This window comes from Streptomyces sp. TAA486, assembly GCF_000426165.1.
In genome coordinates this window covers 318,775-335,671 of the sequence record NZ_AUEV01000003.1, presented here as the reverse complement: position 1 = coordinate 335,671, position 16,897 = coordinate 318,775, and the positions used below count along the sequence as shown (strand labels likewise).

The following is a 16,897-nucleotide window of genomic DNA, read 5'->3' as shown; positions in this document are numbered from 1 at the left end:
TCTTGCCCATGCCCAGGCAACCGGCCGTACACTGACCCAGGGGATCTGGCACTCCGTCGAGGAGAGTGCCAGGGACGCCGGAGAGACGCCGGGGGAGCGAGTGGCGCCGGCGGCCCCGGATCGAAATGTCGCAGGCAGAGGCAAGGCCGGACGGGAGGTGCGCGATGCTGAGTGAACGCAGGCTCGAAGTGCTGCGCGCGATCGTCCAGGACTATGTCGGTACCGAGGAGCCCGTGGGCTCCAAGGCCCTCACGGAGCGGCACAACCTCCAGGTGTCACCGGCCACCGTGCGCAACGACATGGCGGTGCTCGAGGACGAGGGCTACATCGCGCAGCCGCACACCAGCGCCGGCCGCATCCCGACCGACAAGGGCTACCGCCTCTTCGTGGACAAGCTGGCCGGGGTGAAGCCGCTCTCCTCTCCCGAGCGCCGCGCCATCCAGAACTTCCTGGAGGGCGCCGTCGACCTCGACGACGTGGTGGGGCGCACGGTGCGGCTGCTGGCGCAGCTGACGCGTCAGGTCGCCGTCGTGCAGTACCCGTCGCTGACGCGGTCGACGGTGCGGCATGTGGAGTTGCTCTCCCTCGCGCCCGCCCGGCTGATGCTGGTGCTGATCACCGACACCGGCCGCGTCGAGCAGCGGCTGGTCGACTGCCAGGCGCCCATCGGCGATTCCGCGCTGGCGGACCTGCGGGCCCGGCTCAACAGCCGTGTGGTGGGGCAGCGTTTCACCGAGGTGCCCTCCCTGGTGCAGGATCTCCCGGACGCCTTCGAGGGCGACGACCGCGGCACGGTGTCCACGGTGCTGGCCACCCTGCTGGAAACACTCGTGGAGGAGACCGAGGAACGCCTGATCATCGGCGGCACCTCCAACCTCACACGCTTCGGCCACGACTTCCCGCTGACCATCCGGCCCGTGCTGGAGGCGCTGGAGGAACAGGTCGTGCTGCTGAAGCTGCTCGGGGAAGCCAAGGACCCGGGCATGACCGTACGAATCGGGCATGAGAATGCCCATGAAGGACTGAGTTCCACATCGGTGGTTTCGGTCGGCTACGGTTCGGGCGACGAAGCAGTCGCCAAGCTCGGCGTGGTCGGACCGACCCGCATGGACTACCCCGGAACGATGGGAGCTGTACGCGCAGTGGCACGGTACGTCGGACAGATCCTCGCGGAGTCGTAAGTGGCGACGGACTACTACGCGGTCCTCGGCGTGCAGCGCGACGCCTCGCAGGACGACATCAAGAAGGCCTTCCGCAGGCTCGCGCGCGAGCTGCACCCTGACGTCAATCCTGACCCGAAGACGCAGGAGCGGTTCAAGGAGATCAACACCGCCTACGAGATCCTCTCCGACCCGCAGAAGAAGCAGGTCTACGATCTCGGCGGCGACCCGGCGGCCGGTGCCGCCGGTGGAGCGGGCGGCTTCGGCGGCGCGGGCGGCTTCGGCAACTTCTCGGACATCATGGACGCCTTCTTCGGCACCGCCTCGCAGCGCGGGCCGAGGTCGCGTACACGCCGGGGCCAAGACGCCATGATCCGGCTCGACATCGAGCTCGACGAGTCCGCCTTCGGCACGACGAAGGACATCCAGGTCGACACGGCCATCGTCTGCAACACCTGCAACGGTGAGGGCGCGGCGCCGGGCACCTCGGCGCAGACCTGCGACATGTGCCGCGGCCGGGGAGAGGTCTCCCAGGTCACCAGGTCCTTCCTCGGCCAGGTCATGACTTCGCGTCCGTGCCCGCAGTGCCAGGGCTTCGGCACGGTCGTGCCCAGCCCCTGCCCGGAGTGCGCGGGGGACGGGCGCATCCGTTCGCGCCGCAGCCTGACGGTCAAGATCCCCGCCGGTGTCGACAACGGCACCCGCATCCAGCTCGCGGGCGAGGGCGAGGTCGGCCCCGGCGGCGGTCCCGCCGGCGACCTGTACGTGGAGATCCACGAGACCGCGCACCCCGTCTTCCAGCGTCGCGGTGACGACCTGCACTGCACAGTCACCATCCCGATGACGGCCGCCGCCCTCGGGACGAAGGTGCCGCTGGAGACGCTGGACGGCCTGGAGGAGGTCGACATCCGGCCGGGCACGCAGTCCGGGCAGTCGATCCCCCTGCACGAGCGCGGCGTCACGCATCTGCGCGGCGGCGGGCGCGGGCAGCTCATCGTCCACGTCGAGGTGACGACGCCGTCCAATCTGGAGCCGGAGCAGGAGGAGTTGCTGCGGCGGCTGGCGGAGATGCGCGGTGAGGAGCGGCCGACGGGTCAGTTCCAGCCAGGGCAGCAGGGCCTGTTCTCGCGGCTCAAGGACGCGTTCAACGGCCGCTGAGGCAGCGGTTCCTGGCTGATCCCGGCGGTCCGGTGCGGGCCGTCCGCACGTACGCGTCGAGGCCCCTCCGCACGTACGCGTCGAGGCCCCTCCGCACGTACGGGCCGAGCGGGTCATGTACGTAGGAGTGCCCGTCCGACCGGTGGGACCTGCCGGTTCTGCACACCGGCCCGGTCCAGCGGTACGGCCGGTCCGCCGGCATCCGGCTCGGCGCCCCCGCTCACCGGCGATCCTTTCGCTGCCGTGGCGTCACCGCAGGACAGGTCCGGGCCGGGGCGGCCGCGGGCCCCGTGACAGGATGTGCGCATGCCCTCCGCATCGATCCCGTTCTCCGACCTCACGGAGCATCCGATTGTGCAGGCCCCCATGGCGGGCGGGCCCTCGTGTCCGGAGCTGGCCGGGAAGGTGAGCGAGGCGGGCGGCATGGGCTTCCTCGCCGCCGGCTACAAGACGCCCGAGGCGATGTACGAGGAGATCAAGCAGCTGCGCGGGCAGACCCAACGCCCCTTCGGCGTCAATCTGTTCATGCCGCAGCCCGACAACGCCGACGCGGGGGCACTGGAGCGCTACCGGGCGCAGCTCGCGGGCGAGGCGATGTGGTTCGAGACCGAACTCGGCGAGACCGACCACACGACCGACGACGCCTACGAGGCCAAGCTCGCCATACTCTTCGACGACCCCGTCCCCGTCGTCTCCTTCACCTTCGGCTGTCCGACCCGGCATGTGCTGGAGCGGTTCGCCAAGCGCGGGACGTACACCGTCGTGACCGTCACCTCCGCCCACGAGGCGGAGACCGCGGAGTTTCAAGGAGCAGACGCTGTGTGCGTACAGGGCGTCGAGGCGGGAGGCCACCAGAGCACCCACCGCGACGACCCGCAGATGGACGGCACCGGCAGCGGCCTGGGGCTGCTCTCCCTGATCACCCAGGTCAAGGAGACCGTGCGGCTGCCCGTCGTCGCCGCGGGCGGGCTGATGCGCGGCAAGCAGATCGCGGCGGTGCTGGCGGCGGGCGCGAGCGCCGCACAGCTCGGCACGGCTTTCCTCGTCTGCCCCGAGTCGGGCGCCGATGTCGTGCACAAGCAGGCCATGACCAATCCCCTCTTCGCACGCACCGAGTTGACCCGTGCCTTCACGGGGCGGCCCGCCCGTGCGCTCGTCAACCGCTTCCTGCGGGAGCACGGCCCGTACGCTCCCGCCGCCTATCCGCAGGTGCACCACCTGACCGCCCCGGTGCGCAAGGCCGCGGCCAAGGCGAAGGACCCGCAGGGAATGGCCCTTTGGGCGGGCCAGGGGCACAGGCTCGCCCGTGATCTGCCGGCGGAGCAGCTGATGGACGTACTGGTCACGGAGCTGGCGATGGCCCGCGAGAGGCTCGCGAAGCAGGGCGGGTCGGAAGCCGGCGGCCCCGTATGACCGCTCCCGTCTTTCTGGCGGACACCACTCAACTCGCGGACGTAGCAGGGCAAGACGGGGGCACCGTCGTGCTGGAGGGCCCCGAGGGCCGGCACGCGGTGTCGGTGCGGCGGCTGCGCCCCGGCGAGGAGATCGTGCTCACGGACGGAGCGGGCACCGGCGCGCACGGCACGGTGACGGCGGTCTCCGGCAAGGACCGCCTGGAAGTGGCCGTCACCTCGGTACGCAAGGAGGCCGAGCCCCGCCCCCGCATCACCGTCGTACAGGCGCTCCCGAAGGGCGACCGCGGCGAGCTGGCCGTCGAGACGATGACGGAGACGGGGGCCGACGCGATCGTGCCGTGGGCGGCGTCCCGCTGCGTGACGCAGTGGAAGGGCGAGCGCGGCCTCAAGTCGCTTGCGAAATGGCGCTCCACGGCGCGTGAGGCCGGCAAGCAGTCGCGCCGGCTGCGCTTCCCGGACGTCGCGGACCTCGCGACGACGGCGCAGGTGGCCGAGCTGCTGGCGGAAGCCGGGCTGGGGGTCGTCCTGCATGAGGAGGGAGACCTGCCGCTGGCCACCGCCGAACTGCCCTCGGACGGTGGCATCGTGCTGGTCGTCGGGCCCGAAGGCGGCGTGTCCCCACAGGAGTTGACCGCCTTCGCGGATGCGGGCGCGCGTACCTGCAGACTCGGCCCGAGCGTGCTGCGCACCTCAACCGCCGGTACGGCGGCGACGGCACTGCTGCTGGGTCGCACCCGACGCTGGGACTGAAGCGCGCCCGGCCACGACGGCATCCCCGGGCGCCTGCGGCGGGCAGTGGTGATTCGGGAGGGTGCGGCGGCGGCGAGCACAGGTAGCATCCCCGGCATGGCTGGAGAACCGCAGGCCGACTGCCTGTTCTGCAAGATCGTCGCCGGTGAGGTCCCGGCGACGGTGGTACGGGAGTCTGCGACGACCGTCGCATTCCGGGACATCAACCCGCAGGCGCCCACGCATGTCCTCGTGATCCCCAAGGCGCACTACCCCGACGCCGTCTCCCTCGCCGCGGCGGAGCCGCAGCTCGCCGTGGACCTGCTGCTCGAAGCGGGCGAGGTCGCCGCCGAGGAGAACATCGTCGCCGACGACGCCGGGCCCGGCACCGGCTACCGCGTCGTCTTCAACACCGGCTCCGGCGCGGGACAGACCGTCTTCCACGCGCACGCCCATGTGCTGGGGGGCCGGGGCTTCAACTGGCCGCCCGGCTGACCCGCCGCCCGCGCAGAGATGTCCTCGCGTGAACTGGTCGTGCTGGGCACCGCCAGCCAGGTCCCGACCCGGCACCGCAACCACAACGGCTACGTGCTGCTCTGGGACGGCCACGGCATCCTCTTCGACCCCGGCGAGGGCACCCAGCGCCAGATGCTGCGCGCGGGCGTCTCGGCCCACGACCTGACCAGGATCTGCGTCACACACTTCCACGGTGATCACTCCCTGGGGCTGGCCGGCGTCATCCAGCGCATCAACCTGGACCGGGTGCCGCACACCGTGACGGCGCACTACCCGGCGAGCGGCGAGCGCTTCTTCGAGCGGCTGCGGTACGCCACGGCGTACCGCGAGACGGTGGAGCTGCGGCAGGAACCCGTCACCGCCACGGGCGAGTTGACGGCAACCGCAACCGCAACCGCAACCGCAACCGCAACCGCAACCGCACCCGCACCGGTGGCCGGGTCCTCCGGCGCTGCGGCTGCCCCGGGAGCCGGCGAGCCCCCGCCCTTCATGCTCTTCGCGCACCGGCTGTCGCACCCCGTCGACGCGTACGGATACCGGCTCGCCGAACCGGACTCGCGCCGCATGCTTCCGGAGCGGCTGGAGTCACGCGGCATCCGCGGCCCCGACATCTCCCGCTTGAAGCGCACGGGCGAACTGCACGGCGTGCGGCTGGAAGAGGTCAGCGAGCCGCGGCCCGGGCAGCGCTTCGCGTTCATCATGGACACCCGTATGTGCGACGGCGTCCTCGCCCTGGCGCAGGACTGCGACCTGCTCGTCATCGAGTCCACGTTCCTGGACGAGGACGCGGCGCTCGCCGAGGAGCACGGCCACCTCACGGCCGGTCAGGCGGGCCGCGCGGCCGCGGAGGCGGGCGTGCGGAGCCTCGTGCTCACCCACTTCTCACAGCGGTACACGGACGCCTCGCTCTTCGCCCGGCAGGCCCGACGGGCAGGATTCGAGGGGGAGTTGACGGTGGCGGAGGACCTGATGCGCGTCCCGGTGCCGAAGCGCCGGGCCTGAGCAGCGCCTTGGTGCCGCGAGCTTCCGGGGCAGACGGCCGGAGCGGACACGCGCGCACCCCGTACACATCGTGCGCCCGCGTCAAGTTCCTTGCTGATCCCTGATAACAACTCTGCAACGCCCGAAGTTTGTACGTACCTTCGGCATCGGTGTGGGGCGTTCCTCTCAGAACTGGAGCAGTCAATGTCCCGGAAGCGGAAGAGCAGTCTGAAGGTCAAGGCCGCCGCAGGTCTCGGAGCCACCGTGCTCGCGGTCGGGATCGCAGCGGTGAGCATGACCACCAGCCAGGCGGCGACGGAGAACTGTGCGGGCCTGGAGCAGGCGCTGAAGAACAACCAGAACTTCATCGCCGGGCAGCAGGCCAACCCCGACGCCCAGTCGGAGGCGAGGATCGCCAACCGGCAGGCCGTCATCGACAACATCCAGCAGCGCCTGCAGGCGGCGGGCTGCCAGTGACCCACTGGGCCCACCGGGCCCACTGACCGATCAGAACCGGATCGAGCGGAATCGCGCGTCCAAGATCCTCGGCGGCACAGGGCGGCTCGCCGAGTAGGAACGGCCGGCACCTCCTGCCCAGGTGCCGGCCGTTCGCCGTCCCACGAGTGATGTGCGCCGGTCCGCCCCACGGCGGCCCGGCGCAGTCAGGTCCCGTCCGGATCCTCCTGCATCAGCTCCAGGAAGCGCCTTGTGCCCACGTTGCCACCGGAGATGACGACGCCGACCCGTGCCGGAACCGGGTCGATCCGACCGGCCAGCAGTGCCGCCAGACCCGTCGCCCCGCTCGGCTCGATCACGATCTTCAGCCTCTCGAAGGCGAAGCGCATCGCCGCCCGGATCTCCACGTCGCTCACCAGCTCCACGCCCGCCAGCAGGCGCCGGTTGACGGAGAAGGTCAACTCGCCCGGCGTCGTGGCGGCCTGACCGTCCGCGATGGTGCGCGGTACGGCGTCCAGCTCGACGCGGCTGCCCGCGGCGAGTGAGCGGCGCGTGTCGTCGCCCGCCTCCGGCTCGATACCGACGACGCGCAGCCGCGGATACAGCGCCGCCGTCACCGTCGCCGTGCCGGCGGCGAGTCCGCCGCCGCCGACGGGGACGAGGAGGGCGTCCAACTCCCCTGTCTCCTCCAGCAGTTCCAGCGCGGCCGTGCCCTGTCCCGCGATGACGTGCGGATGCTCGTACGGAGGCACGAGCGCCAGCCCCCGCTCCTGCGCCACGCGCCTGCCGATGACCTCACGGTCCTCGGTGTAGCGGTCGTAGGTGACGATCTCGGCGCCGTAGTCGGCAGTGGCGTCCATCTTGGAGGGCGGGGTGTCCTCGGGCATCACGATGACGGCCCTGCTGCCCAGCTCACGGGCGGCGAGGGCGACGGCCTGTGCGTGATTGCCGGAGGAGTAGGCCGCGACGCCGTTCGCCAGCTGCTCGGGCGGCAGTTGTGAGACGGCGTTGTAGGCACCGCGGAACTTGAACGCGCCCATCCGCTGGAAGTTCTCGCACTTGAGGTGGACCTCCGCGCCCACCATCCGGTCAAGGGTCCGGGAGCGGAGCACCGGTGTGCGGTGCGCCGCTCCCTTCAGCCGGTCCGCCGCGGTGCGCACGTCCTCGAGCGTCACGGGTCCGGTGCCCGGGGCTTCCGGGCCGTCCGTCGTCGGGCTGCTGCTCATGGATGCTTCGCTCCTCCTCCCGGGGGCCGGCGGACTCCTCAGGCCCGCACGTGTGCCCCCTAGCAGCTACATCCTCGCCCGCTTTGCCCGCGAATCCGAGTGCGTTTCTACGGCAGGAAGTACATCGGGTTCGGCATCTTGTACGTCCGCTCGGCGTGGCCGCCCTTGAGGTCGCTGAACTGGTCGCCGAAGTTGGCGAGGATCCTGTAGCCCTTCGACTCGAGGTGCTTGCGCGTACCGGACTTGTACTCGACCGTCGTGCAGTCGCTGCCGCACTCCAGGTACGGCGGCGGGTGCTCCTTGTCCTTGAGGTAGAAGTGCTTGGTGTCGACCGGGGCCTTGTAGCCGACGTTCTTGAGGTTGCGGACGCTCCAGTCACGCTGGTGCTCGGCGCGGCCGGTGAGGAAGAAGACCGTGATGCCGTTCTTGTGCGCCCAGTTGACCAGCTTCTTCATGCCGAAGACCGCGTCCATGTCGGTGGTGCGCAGGTACTCGTCCTGGAGCTTGGGGTCGAAGTTGTAGCCGATCTGCCGCTCGAAGTTGTAGGTGAGCAGCGTGGTGTCGTCGACGTCGAAGACGACGGCCGGCTTGTGGTTGTGGCGCGACTTCTCGCTCTCCTTGGCCATGGAGCGCTTCAGGTCGCGCTGGGCGTCGGCGGCGATGCCGCGAACCTGCTTGGCGTAGTCGCTCTTCGGGGACGCGTAGTGCTCACCGTCAGGGGTCTCGATGTCGCCGTAGTAGTCGGCGATCTTCTCCTTGACCTTGTCGATGTTGGGGATCTCGCGGTCCGTGCCCGGCGCGGAGCGCTCGGCGGTCGCCTGCCCGGCACCGAAGAGGGCGGTGCCGGCGAGGGCGGCGGTGACGGTGATCGCGGCTATCGCGGCGCGTCGTCCGCGCGGGAGGGAGGCGAACGGGCGGCGTGTAGTGCTGTCTTCGGTGGGCGGCATGGGGGGGGGCTCCAAGGAATGTGCGGCCCCGAGCGGGGCCCCTGCTGTTCGACGGGATGCGGTCGGCGTGGTGCAGGGGGAAGCTAACAGAGACCTGGTCATCGTTCTACGCGCGGAGATGGAACTTTGCCGTGAACTTTGCCGAACGCCGGCACCGACAGCACGGGCGACACCCTGCCGCGTGGTCGACGGTTCGCCTCCCGGGCGGCACAGTTGGGCGCAACCGACAATCCGTGGTCACGACGGGGTGACCGCGGGACGAGCACGGAGGGTCCGGATGTCACAGGAGGTGCGCGGCGTCGTCGCGCCGGGCAAGGACGAACCGGTACGCGTGGAGACCGTCGTGGTGCCGGACCCCGGCCCCGGGGAGGCCGTGGTGAAGGTGCAGGCGTGCGGCGTCTGCCACACCGATCTGCACTACAAACAGGGCGGCATCAACGACGACTTCCCCTTCCTCCTCGGCCACGAGGCCGCGGGCGTGGTCGAGTCCGTGGGCTCCGGCACGACCGAGGTGGAGCCCGGCGACTTCGTGATCCTCAACTGGCGTGCCGTGTGCGGCCAGTGCCGCGCCTGCAGCCGCGGACGCCCCTGGTACTGCTTCGACACGCACAACGCCCGTCAGCCGATGACGCTGGCCGGGGGCCGGGAGCTCTCCCCGGCGCTGGGCATTGGCGCCTTCGCGGAGAAGACGCTCGTGGCTGCGGGGCAGTGCACCAAGGTCGACCCCGAAGTCGACCCCGCCGTCGCGGGTCTGCTCGGCTGCGGCGTGATGGCGGGAATCGGTGCCGCCGTCAACACCGGTCAGGTGGGGCGCGGCGACTCCGTCGCGGTCATCGGCTGCGGCGGCGTGGGTGACGCGGCCATCGTCGGCGCACGGCTCGCGGGAGCCTCCCGCGTGATCGCCGTCGACATCGACGAACGCAAGCTGCGGCAGGCCGAGTCCATGGGCGCCACCCACACCGTCGACTCACGCAAGTCCGACGTGGTCGAGACGATCAGGGAACTGACCGGCGGCTTCGGCGCGGACGTCGTCATCGAGGCGGTAGGCCGCCCCGAGACCTACGAACAGGCCTTCTACGCCCGGGACCTGGCCGGCACCGTCGTGCTGGTCGGGGTGCCGACACCGGAGATGCGCCTCGACCTTCCGCTGCTGGACGTCTTCGGCCGCGGCGGCTCGCTCAAGTCGTCCTGGTACGGGGACTGTCTGCCCTCACGCGACTTCCCGATGCTCATCGACCTGCACAAGCAAGGGCGCCTGCCTCTGGACAAGTTCGTCACGGAACGGATCGCCCTGGACGAGGTCGAGCATGCCTTCGACCGCATGCACGCCGGGGACGTGCTGCGCTCCGTCGTCGTTTTCTGACGCGAGGGCCGCGGGGCGTCGCGGCGCGGACATGTGCCGGCGGTCGGGTGGCACAGGCCGGTCGCGTGGCCTCGCCGGACGCCCTGGGGGCAGATGTCGTCCGACATCTGCCGCTGTCCTTCCGCGACCCCGCCGGACCGCGGACCGAATCTGCTGTGCGTCGTGCCCTGGCGTAAGGCAGGGTTCCGCCCGAACGCACTCCGAAGGGAAGCCCATGTCGCTGCGCCACCATGAGATCGCCGAAGCCGGGAACCGCATCCTCAATCCCTTCACCGAGGAGAAGCTGCGGCTGCTCGGAACGGTGACGGCGCCCCGGCCGGGCGCCCATCACCTCGATCTGGCATGCGGCAAGGGTGAGTTGCTTTCGACCTGGGCACGTGACCACGGCACCGAAGGCATCGGCGTGGACATCAGCGGGGTCTTCCTCGAAGCTGCCCGCGAGCGAGCGGCGGACTTGGGAGTCGAGGAGCGGCTGCACTTCGAGCGTGCGGACGCGGGATCGTACGAGGCCGAGCCCGGCGGCCACGACCTGGTGACCTGCCTCGGCGCCACCTGGATCGGCGGGGGCCTCGCCGGCACGCTGGAGCTGATGCGCCGCGCACTGCGGGCGGACGGCACGCTGGTCGTCGGTGAGGTGTTCTGGCTGTCCGAGCCGTCCGACGAGGCGTGCCGCGCCCTGGAGATGGAGCCGGACGACTTCGCGAGCCTTGCCGGCACCAACGAGCGCTTCGAGGAAGCCGGCTTCGAACTCGTCGAAATGGTCCTCGCGGATCCGGACAGCTGGGATCGGTACGCCGCCTCACAGTGGCGCACCGTCAGCGACTGGCTGCGCGCGCACCCGGAGCACCCGGATGCCCCGGACATGCGCGACTTCCTCCGGCACTCCCGCACGTCGCATCTCGCCCACGGGCGTGACCTGCTGGGTTGGGGCGCATTCGTGCTCCGTCCGGTGAGCTGAGGTGGTACGGGGCGTTCGTCCGCCCTTGCCTTTCGGGAACGCCGCGCCGGGGAAGAGTGACGCCGCGAGTGGGGGCGAGGCCGGGGCGGCGCGAGCGAGGTGTCAGCGCCAGTCGGGGGCGCCGCTGCCCGCGGCCAGGCCCGCGGACTCGATCCGTTCGCGGATCTCCCGCATCACGGTCACGATGCGCTGCTCGTGCTCCTCGCTGAGACGGCCGACCGGCACGGAGCAGCTGACGGCGTCGGTCGCGGGGGATTCCCCCGAGGCGTCGCGGAGGGCGAAGCCGAAGCCCGCGATGCCGACGACTCCCTCCTCGCGGTCGATGGCGTAGCCGCGCTCCCGCACCCGCGCCAGGTCCGCCAGCAGCGAGGCACGCCGGGTGTGGCTGTGCGGGGTCAGGGCGCGCAACGGGTCCTCGGGGAGCGGGAGTTCGGAGTCCGGCCGCTCGGCCAGCAGCACCTTGCCGAGGGCGCCGACGTGCGCGGGCAGGCGGCGGCCGACGCGGCTGAGCGTGCGCTGATACTCGTGCGACTCCCGTGTGGCCAGGTAGACGACGTCGCCGCGGTCCAGCCGGGCCAGGTGGATGGTCTCGCCCAGCCTCTCGGAGGCCTCCGCGAGATACGGGCGGGCGGCCCGCACCCTCGCGTCGCTGTCGAGATAGCTGGTGCCGGTGAGCAGGGCGCGGATGCCGATGCCGTAGAGGGAACCGGTGGCGTCCGTGCGTACCCAGCCGCGTTCGATGAGGGTCTGCAGCAGTGCGTACATGCTGCTTCGCGGCACTTGGAGTTCCTCGGCGAGCTCACGCAGCCGGGCGGGCCGGTCGCCTCGGGCGGCCAGTACCTCCAGCAGATCGACGGCGCGGGAGGCGGACTTCACGGCGCGCACGCCTCCGGGCTCCGGCATGCGCTGATCGTAGGGCATGTGTGGTCGTGCCCCCCGGGGCTGCGGCGGGAGGACCGAGCTGCGGGAGTCGGCGGTCCGCCGGTGGCCGTTGGCACTCCGGCTGACGAGACGGCTCCCCGCCCACTCCGGATCCGTCGTCGCCGGCAGACGGGACGGTCCGCTTTGCCCCGGCAGCAGGGTCTCTTTACCGATCGATTACCCTGGTGCCCGTGATCGCCCATCGCAAGGACCGGCCCCGACGCCGGTCCTGAAGCCGACGTGACGGGGGCCAAGTTGCATCCGACCCACCGCCGGTCCGTGAAGCCGCCCTCGTCGGCGTCGCCCGCACGCCGCTCCCGCAGCCCGCGCCCCCGGGCATGCGCAGGAAGATGCCGCCGCCCGCGGCAGCGCGCACGGCAGCAACGGCACAGACCGCTCCGGCCTCCCACGCGCACGGGGGAAGTGCCCCGCCCCCGCGTGCCGGTCGCCGCCGGCCCGTCGCCACACCCGGCACCCGTCCCGTACGTGACGTCGTCACCGAGCCGACGCGTACGAGGACGAGCCGGACGCCGCTGCTGAACCGACCCGGAGGTCAGACGCCCGTGCACGACACCACCGCCATGCTCATCGAACTCGGGGCGATCATCCTCGCCCTGGGCCTGCTGGGAAGATTCGCCGGGCGCATCGGCTTCTCCCCGATCCCCCTCTACCTGCTCGCCGGGCTCGCCTTCGGCCACGGCGGCATCGTTCCGCTGCAGGCGAGCGAGGAATTCGTCGCCACCGGGGCCGAGATCGGGGTGATCCTGCTCCTGCTCCTGCTTGGGCTGGAGTACAGCGCCTCCGAACTCGTCACCAATCTCAAGACGCAATACCCCTCCGGCGCCGTCGACTTCGTCCTCAACGCGCTGCCCGGCGCCGCGGCCGCTCTGCTGCTGGGATGGGGTCCCGTCGCCGCCGTGGTCCTGGCCGGCGTCACGTGGATCTCCTCGTCGGGCGTCATCGCCAAGGTCCTCGGCGACCTCGGGCGCCTCGGCAACCGCGAGACGCCGGTGATCCTCGGCGTGCTGGTCATCGAGGACCTCGCGATGGCCGTCTATCTGCCGATCCTCACCGCGATCCTCGCCGGCGTGAGCCTGGCGGGCGGCGCGGTGACGCTGCTGATCTCGCTCGGCACCGTCGGCGCCGTGCTCTATCTCGCCCTGCGGCACGGCCGCCTGATCAGCCGCGTGGTCTCGTCCGACAACGCGGAGATGCTGCTGCTCGTCGTGCTCGGCCTCACGCTGCTGGTCGCCGGGATCGCCCAGGAACTGCAAGTCTCGGCAGCCGTCGGTGCGTTCCTCGTGGGGATCGCACTCTCGGACGAGGTGGCCGAGGGCGCCCACAGTCTGCTCACGCCGCTCCGCGACCTCTTCGCCGCGGTCTTCTTCGTCTTCTTCGGCCTGTCCACCGAGCCGTCCGCGATCCCGCCCGTGCTGCTGCCCGCCCTGATCCTGGCCGTCGTCACCGCTCTGACGAAGATCGCCACCGGCTGGTACGCCGCACGCCGTGCCGGCATCCGGTCCCCGGGGCGCTGGCGGGCCGGCGGCACGCTCGTGGCACGAGGCGAGTTCTCCATCGTGATCGCGGGACTCGCGGCGGGGGCAGAGCCGCGCATCGGTCCGCTGGCCACCGCGTACGTCCTCATCCTCGTCATTGTGGGACCGCTCACCGCCCGCTGGGCCGAACCGGCCGCCCGGCGGCTGACCCGGCGCACGGCTTCGGCCGGGACGGCAACTGCGAAGCCGGCCACGGCTTCGGAGGGTGCCGGCCAGGAGGATGCCCTCCCGCGGAGCGAGGATCCGGAGACCGAAGGTCCGCAGGCCGCGGGCACGGACGCAGCCGGCCCGGCGGATGCGCGCCCGGAGCAAGAGCCCCCGGGCCCCGCCGTGGAGGAGTCCGACCCCGCACGCACATCACGCTGACCTCTCCGTGCGCAGGTCCTGAACACCGGCCCCGCTGCCCTCGGTCCGTGCCATTCCCCGCCCCCGCGAGCTGCGACGCGGGGGCGGCTGTATGTGCCGCTCCGTCGGGAGTGGAGGGCCGTGTGCGAAGTATTGACCGGTGAAGTTCAGATCCTTAGCCTTCATCTCCATACGTAGACGCCATCTACGTATGGAGACGTGCCGACGGATGCGACGGGAGCAGCCCCATGACCGCCGACCTGACCATCTCCGATGTACGGCTCACACCCGTCCTCGTCTCCGACCCGCCCCTGCTCAACACCCAGGGCGTGCACCAGCCCTACGCGGCACGGCTCATCGTCGAGATCGTCACCGCGGGGGGCGCCACCGGCTTCGGCGAGACCTACGGCGACACGAAGTACCTGGACATGGCCCGCCCGCTGGCGGAAGCACTGCCGGGCCGCCACGTCACGGACCTGAACGGGCTGTTCGCGCTCGCAGGCAGCGTCGCGGTCGACCCGGCACAAATGGGCTCCGCCGACGTCGGCGGACAGCGCGGCGTGCAGACCGCCGACAAGCTCCGGCTCTCCGTCGCCTCGGCCTTCGAGGTCGCCTGCCTCGACGCGCTCGGCAAGGCCCGGGAGTTGCCCGTGCACGCGCTGCTGGGGCACAAGGTCCGAGACCGCGTCGAGTACAGCGCGTACCTCTTCTACCGCTGGGAGCAACACCCCGGCGGCCAGGGCGAGTCCGACGACTGGGGCGCCGCGACCGACCCCGCCGGAATCGTGGCGCAGGCCCGCCGCTTCGCGCGCGACCACGGCTTCCGCTCCTTCAAGCTCAAGGGCGGCGTGTACGAACCCGCCGAAGAGATCGCCGCCGTCCGCGCACTGGCCGAAGCGTTCCCCGACGCACCGCTGCGCCTGGACCCCAACGGCGCCTGGTCCGTGCCCACTTCGCTCGATGTCGCCGAGGAACTGCGCGACGTCCTGCAGTATCTGGAGGACCCGACGACGGGAACCCCAGGCATGGCGGAGGTCGCGTCCCGGACGGGAGTGCCGCTCGCGACCAACATGTGCGTGACGACCTTCCCCGAGATCCCCGAAGCCTTCGCCACCGGGGCCGTACAGGTCGTGCTCAGCGACCACCACTACTGGGGCGGGCTGGTCCGCACCCGCGAACTGGCCGCCGTCTGCCGCACGTTCGGCGTCGGCCTGTCCATGCACTCCAACACCCACCTGGGGATCTCGCTCGCCGCGATGACCCACGTCGCGGCCACCGTCCCGAATCTGGACTACGCCTGCGACAGCCACTACCCCTGGCAGCCGGAGGACGTCCTCACCCACCGGCTGACCTTCCGCGACGGCTGCCTCGAGGTCTCCGACGCACCCGGCCTCGGCGTCGAAGTGGACCGCGACAGGCTCGCCGTCCTGCACCGCCGCTGGCTCGACGACGACGGGACGATGCGCGACCGCGACGACGCCGCCGCCATGCGCAGGGCCGACCCGGGCTGGGTGGCCCCGAGCGTTCCCCGCTGGTGAACCCGCCCGTCCCGTGAGCGGCCGCCGACGGGACGAACCCGGCGAACGCCGACGCAACTTCCTCGTGGCCCCCGCCCACACCCTGGGCCAGGGACACGGCCACGCGGAGCGGGGCTCGGACTGGCCCGATGTCCGAGCCGCGCGGTACACCGGAGACACCACTCGAAGCCGTACAGGTGCCGAAGGAGTACAGGGTGAGCACGGGCGCGGTGAACAACCAGGGGGAGGAGCGGGAGCCGGAGGCCGGTCGCGGCGCCTCCGCCCTGCCCGACGGTGTCGGCGCCCGCACACACGGCACGCTGCCCGCGCAGCAGCACCCCTTCGACCCGCTCGCCGCGCTCCGCGCACCCGGCGACCCTGCCTGCGACGTCTACCTGGCCGGCACCGTCTTCCTCGACATCATCTTCACCGGCCTCGACTCCGCACCCGTACGCGGCACCGAGTCCTGGGCCCGCGGCATGGGCTCCAGCCCCGGCGGCGTGGCCAACATGGCCACCGCCCTGGCACGCCTCGGTCTGCGCACGTCCCTCGCTGCCGCTTTCGGCGACGACATGTACGGCGACTACTGCCGCGAGGCCCTCGACAAGGGCGAAGGCATCGACCTCGCCCTCTCCCACACCGTCCCCGGCTGGCACTCGCCGGTGACCGTCTCCATGGCGTACGAGGGCGAACGCACGATGATCTCCCACGGACACGAGGCGCCGCCCCCCGAGCCCACGGCATCTCCCGCCGCACTCGGCCTGGGCGGGGCACCCATCGACCCGGAGGCCCCGGGCTGCCCGCCGCCCGCGCGTGCCTGCGTCACGTCACTGGCGCCGGGCGACGGCCAGGAGTGGATCGCCCTCGCCGCCCGCCACGGCAGCCGCGTCTTCGCCGACGTCGGTTGGGACGACACCGGCCGCTGGGACCTCGGTGCCCTGCCGGACCTGGAGCACTGCGAGGCCTTCCTCCCCAACGCAGAGGAGGCCATGCGCTACACGCGCACCGACTGCCCGCGAGCCGCTGCGCGCGCGCTCAGCGAGAGAGTGCCGCTCGCGGTCGTCACGCTGGGGGCGCAGGGCTCGTGCGCCGTCGACGGCCGTACGGGCGAGAGCGCGGAGGTCCCCGGCATCCCCGTGGACGCCCTCGACACGACGGGCGCCGGCGACGTCTTCGTCGCGGGGTTCGTCATGGGCTCCCTCGCCGGCTGGCCCCTCGCGGACCGGCTGGCCTTCGCGGGGCTGACGGCGGCGCTCTCCGTCCAGGAGTTCGGCGGGTCGCTCTCGGCGCCGGGCTGGTCCGAGATCGCGGCGTGGTGGAGCCGGGTACGGGCCGGCGGTCCGCGGGCCGACGTGGCCGGGGCAGCCGGGGCACGGCAGGTGGACGGGCCGTGCGAGGGCACCTACGGGTTCCTGGACGCCGTCCTCACGGGATGCCCCGGCTCCGCTCCCCGCCGCCGGGCTCTCCCCACGATCGGTTTCGGGCGCACGACCGGGGCCCGATAGCCCCGTACGGACGCAGCCGCACCGCACCGGCAAACGGGCCGGAGCCCGGGCCCCGCACGGAAATCGCGTTCTTGCTTGTCAGTGCCGCGTCGTATTCTTGGAAGCCAACCGCCAGGAGAGACAGAGAGGGATGAGGAAGGCCCG

Annotated in this window: 15 protein-coding genes; 12 read left to right on the top strand and 3 right to left on the bottom strand. The window is 71.5% G+C overall.

The features are described from left to right. Positions 1–164 precede the first annotated feature (164 nt). The 7 genes from hrcA (at position 165) to I004_RS37470 (ending at position 6,436) form a co-directional block, all read left to right on the top strand. The gene (hrcA, locus tag I004_RS0108230) at positions 165–1,181 is read left to right on the top strand and encodes a heat-inducible transcriptional repressor HrcA (RefSeq protein ID WP_028435078.1); all 1,017 of its coding nucleotides are present in this window, start codon (positions 165–167) and stop codon (positions 1,179–1,181) included. Continuing rightward, on the top strand, positions 1,182–2,318 hold the full coding sequence (dnaJ, locus tag I004_RS0108225; RefSeq protein ID WP_028435077.1) for a molecular chaperone DnaJ: 1,137 nt from the start codon (positions 1,182–1,184) through the stop codon (positions 2,316–2,318). Positions 2,319–2,624: 306 nt separating this feature from the next. After that, on the top strand, positions 2,625–3,731 hold the full coding sequence (locus tag I004_RS0108220; RefSeq protein WP_028435076.1) for a nitronate monooxygenase: 1,107 nt from the start codon (positions 2,625–2,627) through the stop codon (positions 3,729–3,731). Next, positions 3,728–4,483: a 16S rRNA (uracil(1498)-N(3))-methyltransferase gene (locus I004_RS0108215; protein WP_028435075.1), complete on the top strand. Its 756-nt coding sequence runs from the start codon at positions 3,728–3,730 to the stop codon at positions 4,481–4,483. Before I004_RS0108220 ends, I004_RS0108215 begins: the two co-directional genes overlap by 4 nt. Positions 4,484–4,579: 96 nt before the next feature. Next, complete coding sequence (locus tag I004_RS0108210) at positions 4,580–4,957, top strand: histidine triad nucleotide-binding protein (protein ID WP_028435074.1); 378 nt, start codon at positions 4,580–4,582, stop codon at positions 4,955–4,957. An 18-nt stretch (positions 4,958–4,975) separates the two neighbouring features. Beyond that, the gene (locus I004_RS0108205; protein WP_028435073.1) at positions 4,976–5,980 is read left to right on the top strand and encodes a ribonuclease Z; all 1,005 of its coding nucleotides are present in this window, start codon (positions 4,976–4,978) and stop codon (positions 5,978–5,980) included. A gap of 183 nt (positions 5,981–6,163) precedes the next feature. Then, positions 6,164–6,436, top strand: a complete 273-nt coding sequence (locus I004_RS37470; protein ID WP_051344839.1) for a hypothetical protein — start codon at positions 6,164–6,166, stop codon at positions 6,434–6,436. Between the two features lie 185 nt (positions 6,437–6,621). On the opposite strand, the gene I004_RS0108195 is transcribed toward I004_RS37470, so the two are convergent. Together I004_RS0108195 and I004_RS0108190 are read right to left on the bottom strand one after the other, a co-directional pair. Next, the gene (locus I004_RS0108195; RefSeq protein WP_051344838.1) at positions 6,622–7,641 is read right to left on the bottom strand and encodes a pyridoxal-phosphate dependent enzyme; all 1,020 of its coding nucleotides are present in this window, start codon (positions 7,639–7,641) and stop codon (positions 6,622–6,624) included. 107 nt (positions 7,642–7,748) lie between these two features. Then, positions 7,749–8,588, bottom strand: a complete 840-nt coding sequence (locus I004_RS0108190) for an HAD family acid phosphatase (RefSeq protein WP_078510933.1) — start codon at positions 8,586–8,588, stop codon at positions 7,749–7,751. A 277-nt stretch (positions 8,589–8,865) separates the two neighbouring features. Here I004_RS0108190 and I004_RS0108185 point away from each other — a divergent pair, with 277 nt between their 5' ends. Both I004_RS0108185 and I004_RS0108180 read left to right on the top strand, forming a co-directional pair. Next, positions 8,866–9,951, top strand: coding sequence for an S-(hydroxymethyl)mycothiol dehydrogenase (locus I004_RS0108185; protein WP_028435070.1), 1,086 nt, complete (start codon positions 8,866–8,868; stop codon positions 9,949–9,951). A gap of 214 nt (positions 9,952–10,165) precedes the next feature. Continuing rightward, positions 10,166–10,909, top strand: coding sequence for a class I SAM-dependent methyltransferase (locus I004_RS0108180; protein WP_028435069.1), 744 nt, complete (start codon positions 10,166–10,168; stop codon positions 10,907–10,909). A gap of 102 nt (positions 10,910–11,011) precedes the next feature. Here the strand turns inward: I004_RS0108180 and I004_RS0108175 are convergent, their stop codons facing one another. Next, on the bottom strand, positions 11,012–11,812 hold the full coding sequence (locus I004_RS0108175) for an IclR family transcriptional regulator (protein ID WP_028435068.1): 801 nt from the start codon (positions 11,810–11,812) through the stop codon (positions 11,012–11,014). A 581-nt stretch (positions 11,813–12,393) separates the two neighbouring features. Between I004_RS0108175 and I004_RS32920 the strand changes: the two genes are divergently transcribed. From I004_RS32920 to I004_RS32915, 3 genes are all read left to right on the top strand, one after another. Then, positions 12,394–13,752: a cation:proton antiporter gene (locus I004_RS32920; RefSeq protein ID WP_486579855.1), complete on the top strand. Its 1,359-nt coding sequence runs from the start codon at positions 12,394–12,396 to the stop codon at positions 13,750–13,752. A 227-nt stretch (positions 13,753–13,979) separates the two neighbouring features. Then, entirely contained in the window at positions 13,980–15,269 is a 1,290-nt protein-coding gene (locus tag I004_RS0108165; protein ID WP_028435067.1) for a glucarate dehydratase family protein, read from the top strand. 194 nt (positions 15,270–15,463) lie between these two features. Then, on the top strand, positions 15,464–16,753 hold the full coding sequence (locus I004_RS32915; protein WP_486579854.1) for a carbohydrate kinase family protein: 1,290 nt from the start codon (positions 15,464–15,466) through the stop codon (positions 16,751–16,753). Positions 16,754–16,897: the final 144 nt, after the last annotated feature.

Excerpts from the sequence above, each read along its gene's own strand:
- hrcA (WP_028435078.1), top strand. The coding sequence starts at position 165 with ATGCTGAGTGAACGCAGGCTCGAAGTGCTGCGCGCGATCGTCCAGGAC.
- I004_RS0108220 (WP_028435076.1), top strand. The coding sequence starts at position 2,625 with ATGCCCTCCGCATCGATCCCGTTCTCCGACCTCACGGAGCATCCGATT.
- I004_RS0108215 (WP_028435075.1), top strand. The coding sequence starts at position 3,728 with ATGACCGCTCCCGTCTTTCTGGCGGACACCACTCAACTCGCGGACGTA.
- I004_RS0108210 (WP_028435074.1), top strand. The coding sequence starts at position 4,580 with ATGGCTGGAGAACCGCAGGCCGACTGCCTGTTCTGCAAGATCGTCGCC.
- I004_RS0108205 (WP_028435073.1), top strand. The coding sequence starts at position 4,976 with ATGTCCTCGCGTGAACTGGTCGTGCTGGGCACCGCCAGCCAGGTCCCG.
- I004_RS37470 (WP_051344839.1), top strand. The coding sequence starts at position 6,164 with ATGTCCCGGAAGCGGAAGAGCAGTCTGAAGGTCAAGGCCGCCGCAGGT.
- I004_RS0108195 (WP_051344838.1), bottom strand. The coding sequence starts at position 7,641 with ATGAGCAGCAGCCCGACGACGGACGGCCCGGAAGCCCCGGGCACCGGA.
- I004_RS0108190 (WP_078510933.1), bottom strand. The coding sequence starts at position 8,588 with ATGCCGCCCACCGAAGACAGCACTACACGCCGCCCGTTCGCCTCCCTC.
- I004_RS0108185 (WP_028435070.1), top strand. The coding sequence starts at position 8,866 with ATGTCACAGGAGGTGCGCGGCGTCGTCGCGCCGGGCAAGGACGAACCG.
- I004_RS0108180 (WP_028435069.1), top strand. The coding sequence starts at position 10,166 with ATGTCGCTGCGCCACCATGAGATCGCCGAAGCCGGGAACCGCATCCTC.
- I004_RS0108175 (WP_028435068.1), bottom strand. The coding sequence starts at position 11,812 with ATGCCGGAGCCCGGAGGCGTGCGCGCCGTGAAGTCCGCCTCCCGCGCC.
- I004_RS0108165 (WP_028435067.1), top strand. The coding sequence starts at position 13,980 with ATGACCGCCGACCTGACCATCTCCGATGTACGGCTCACACCCGTCCTC.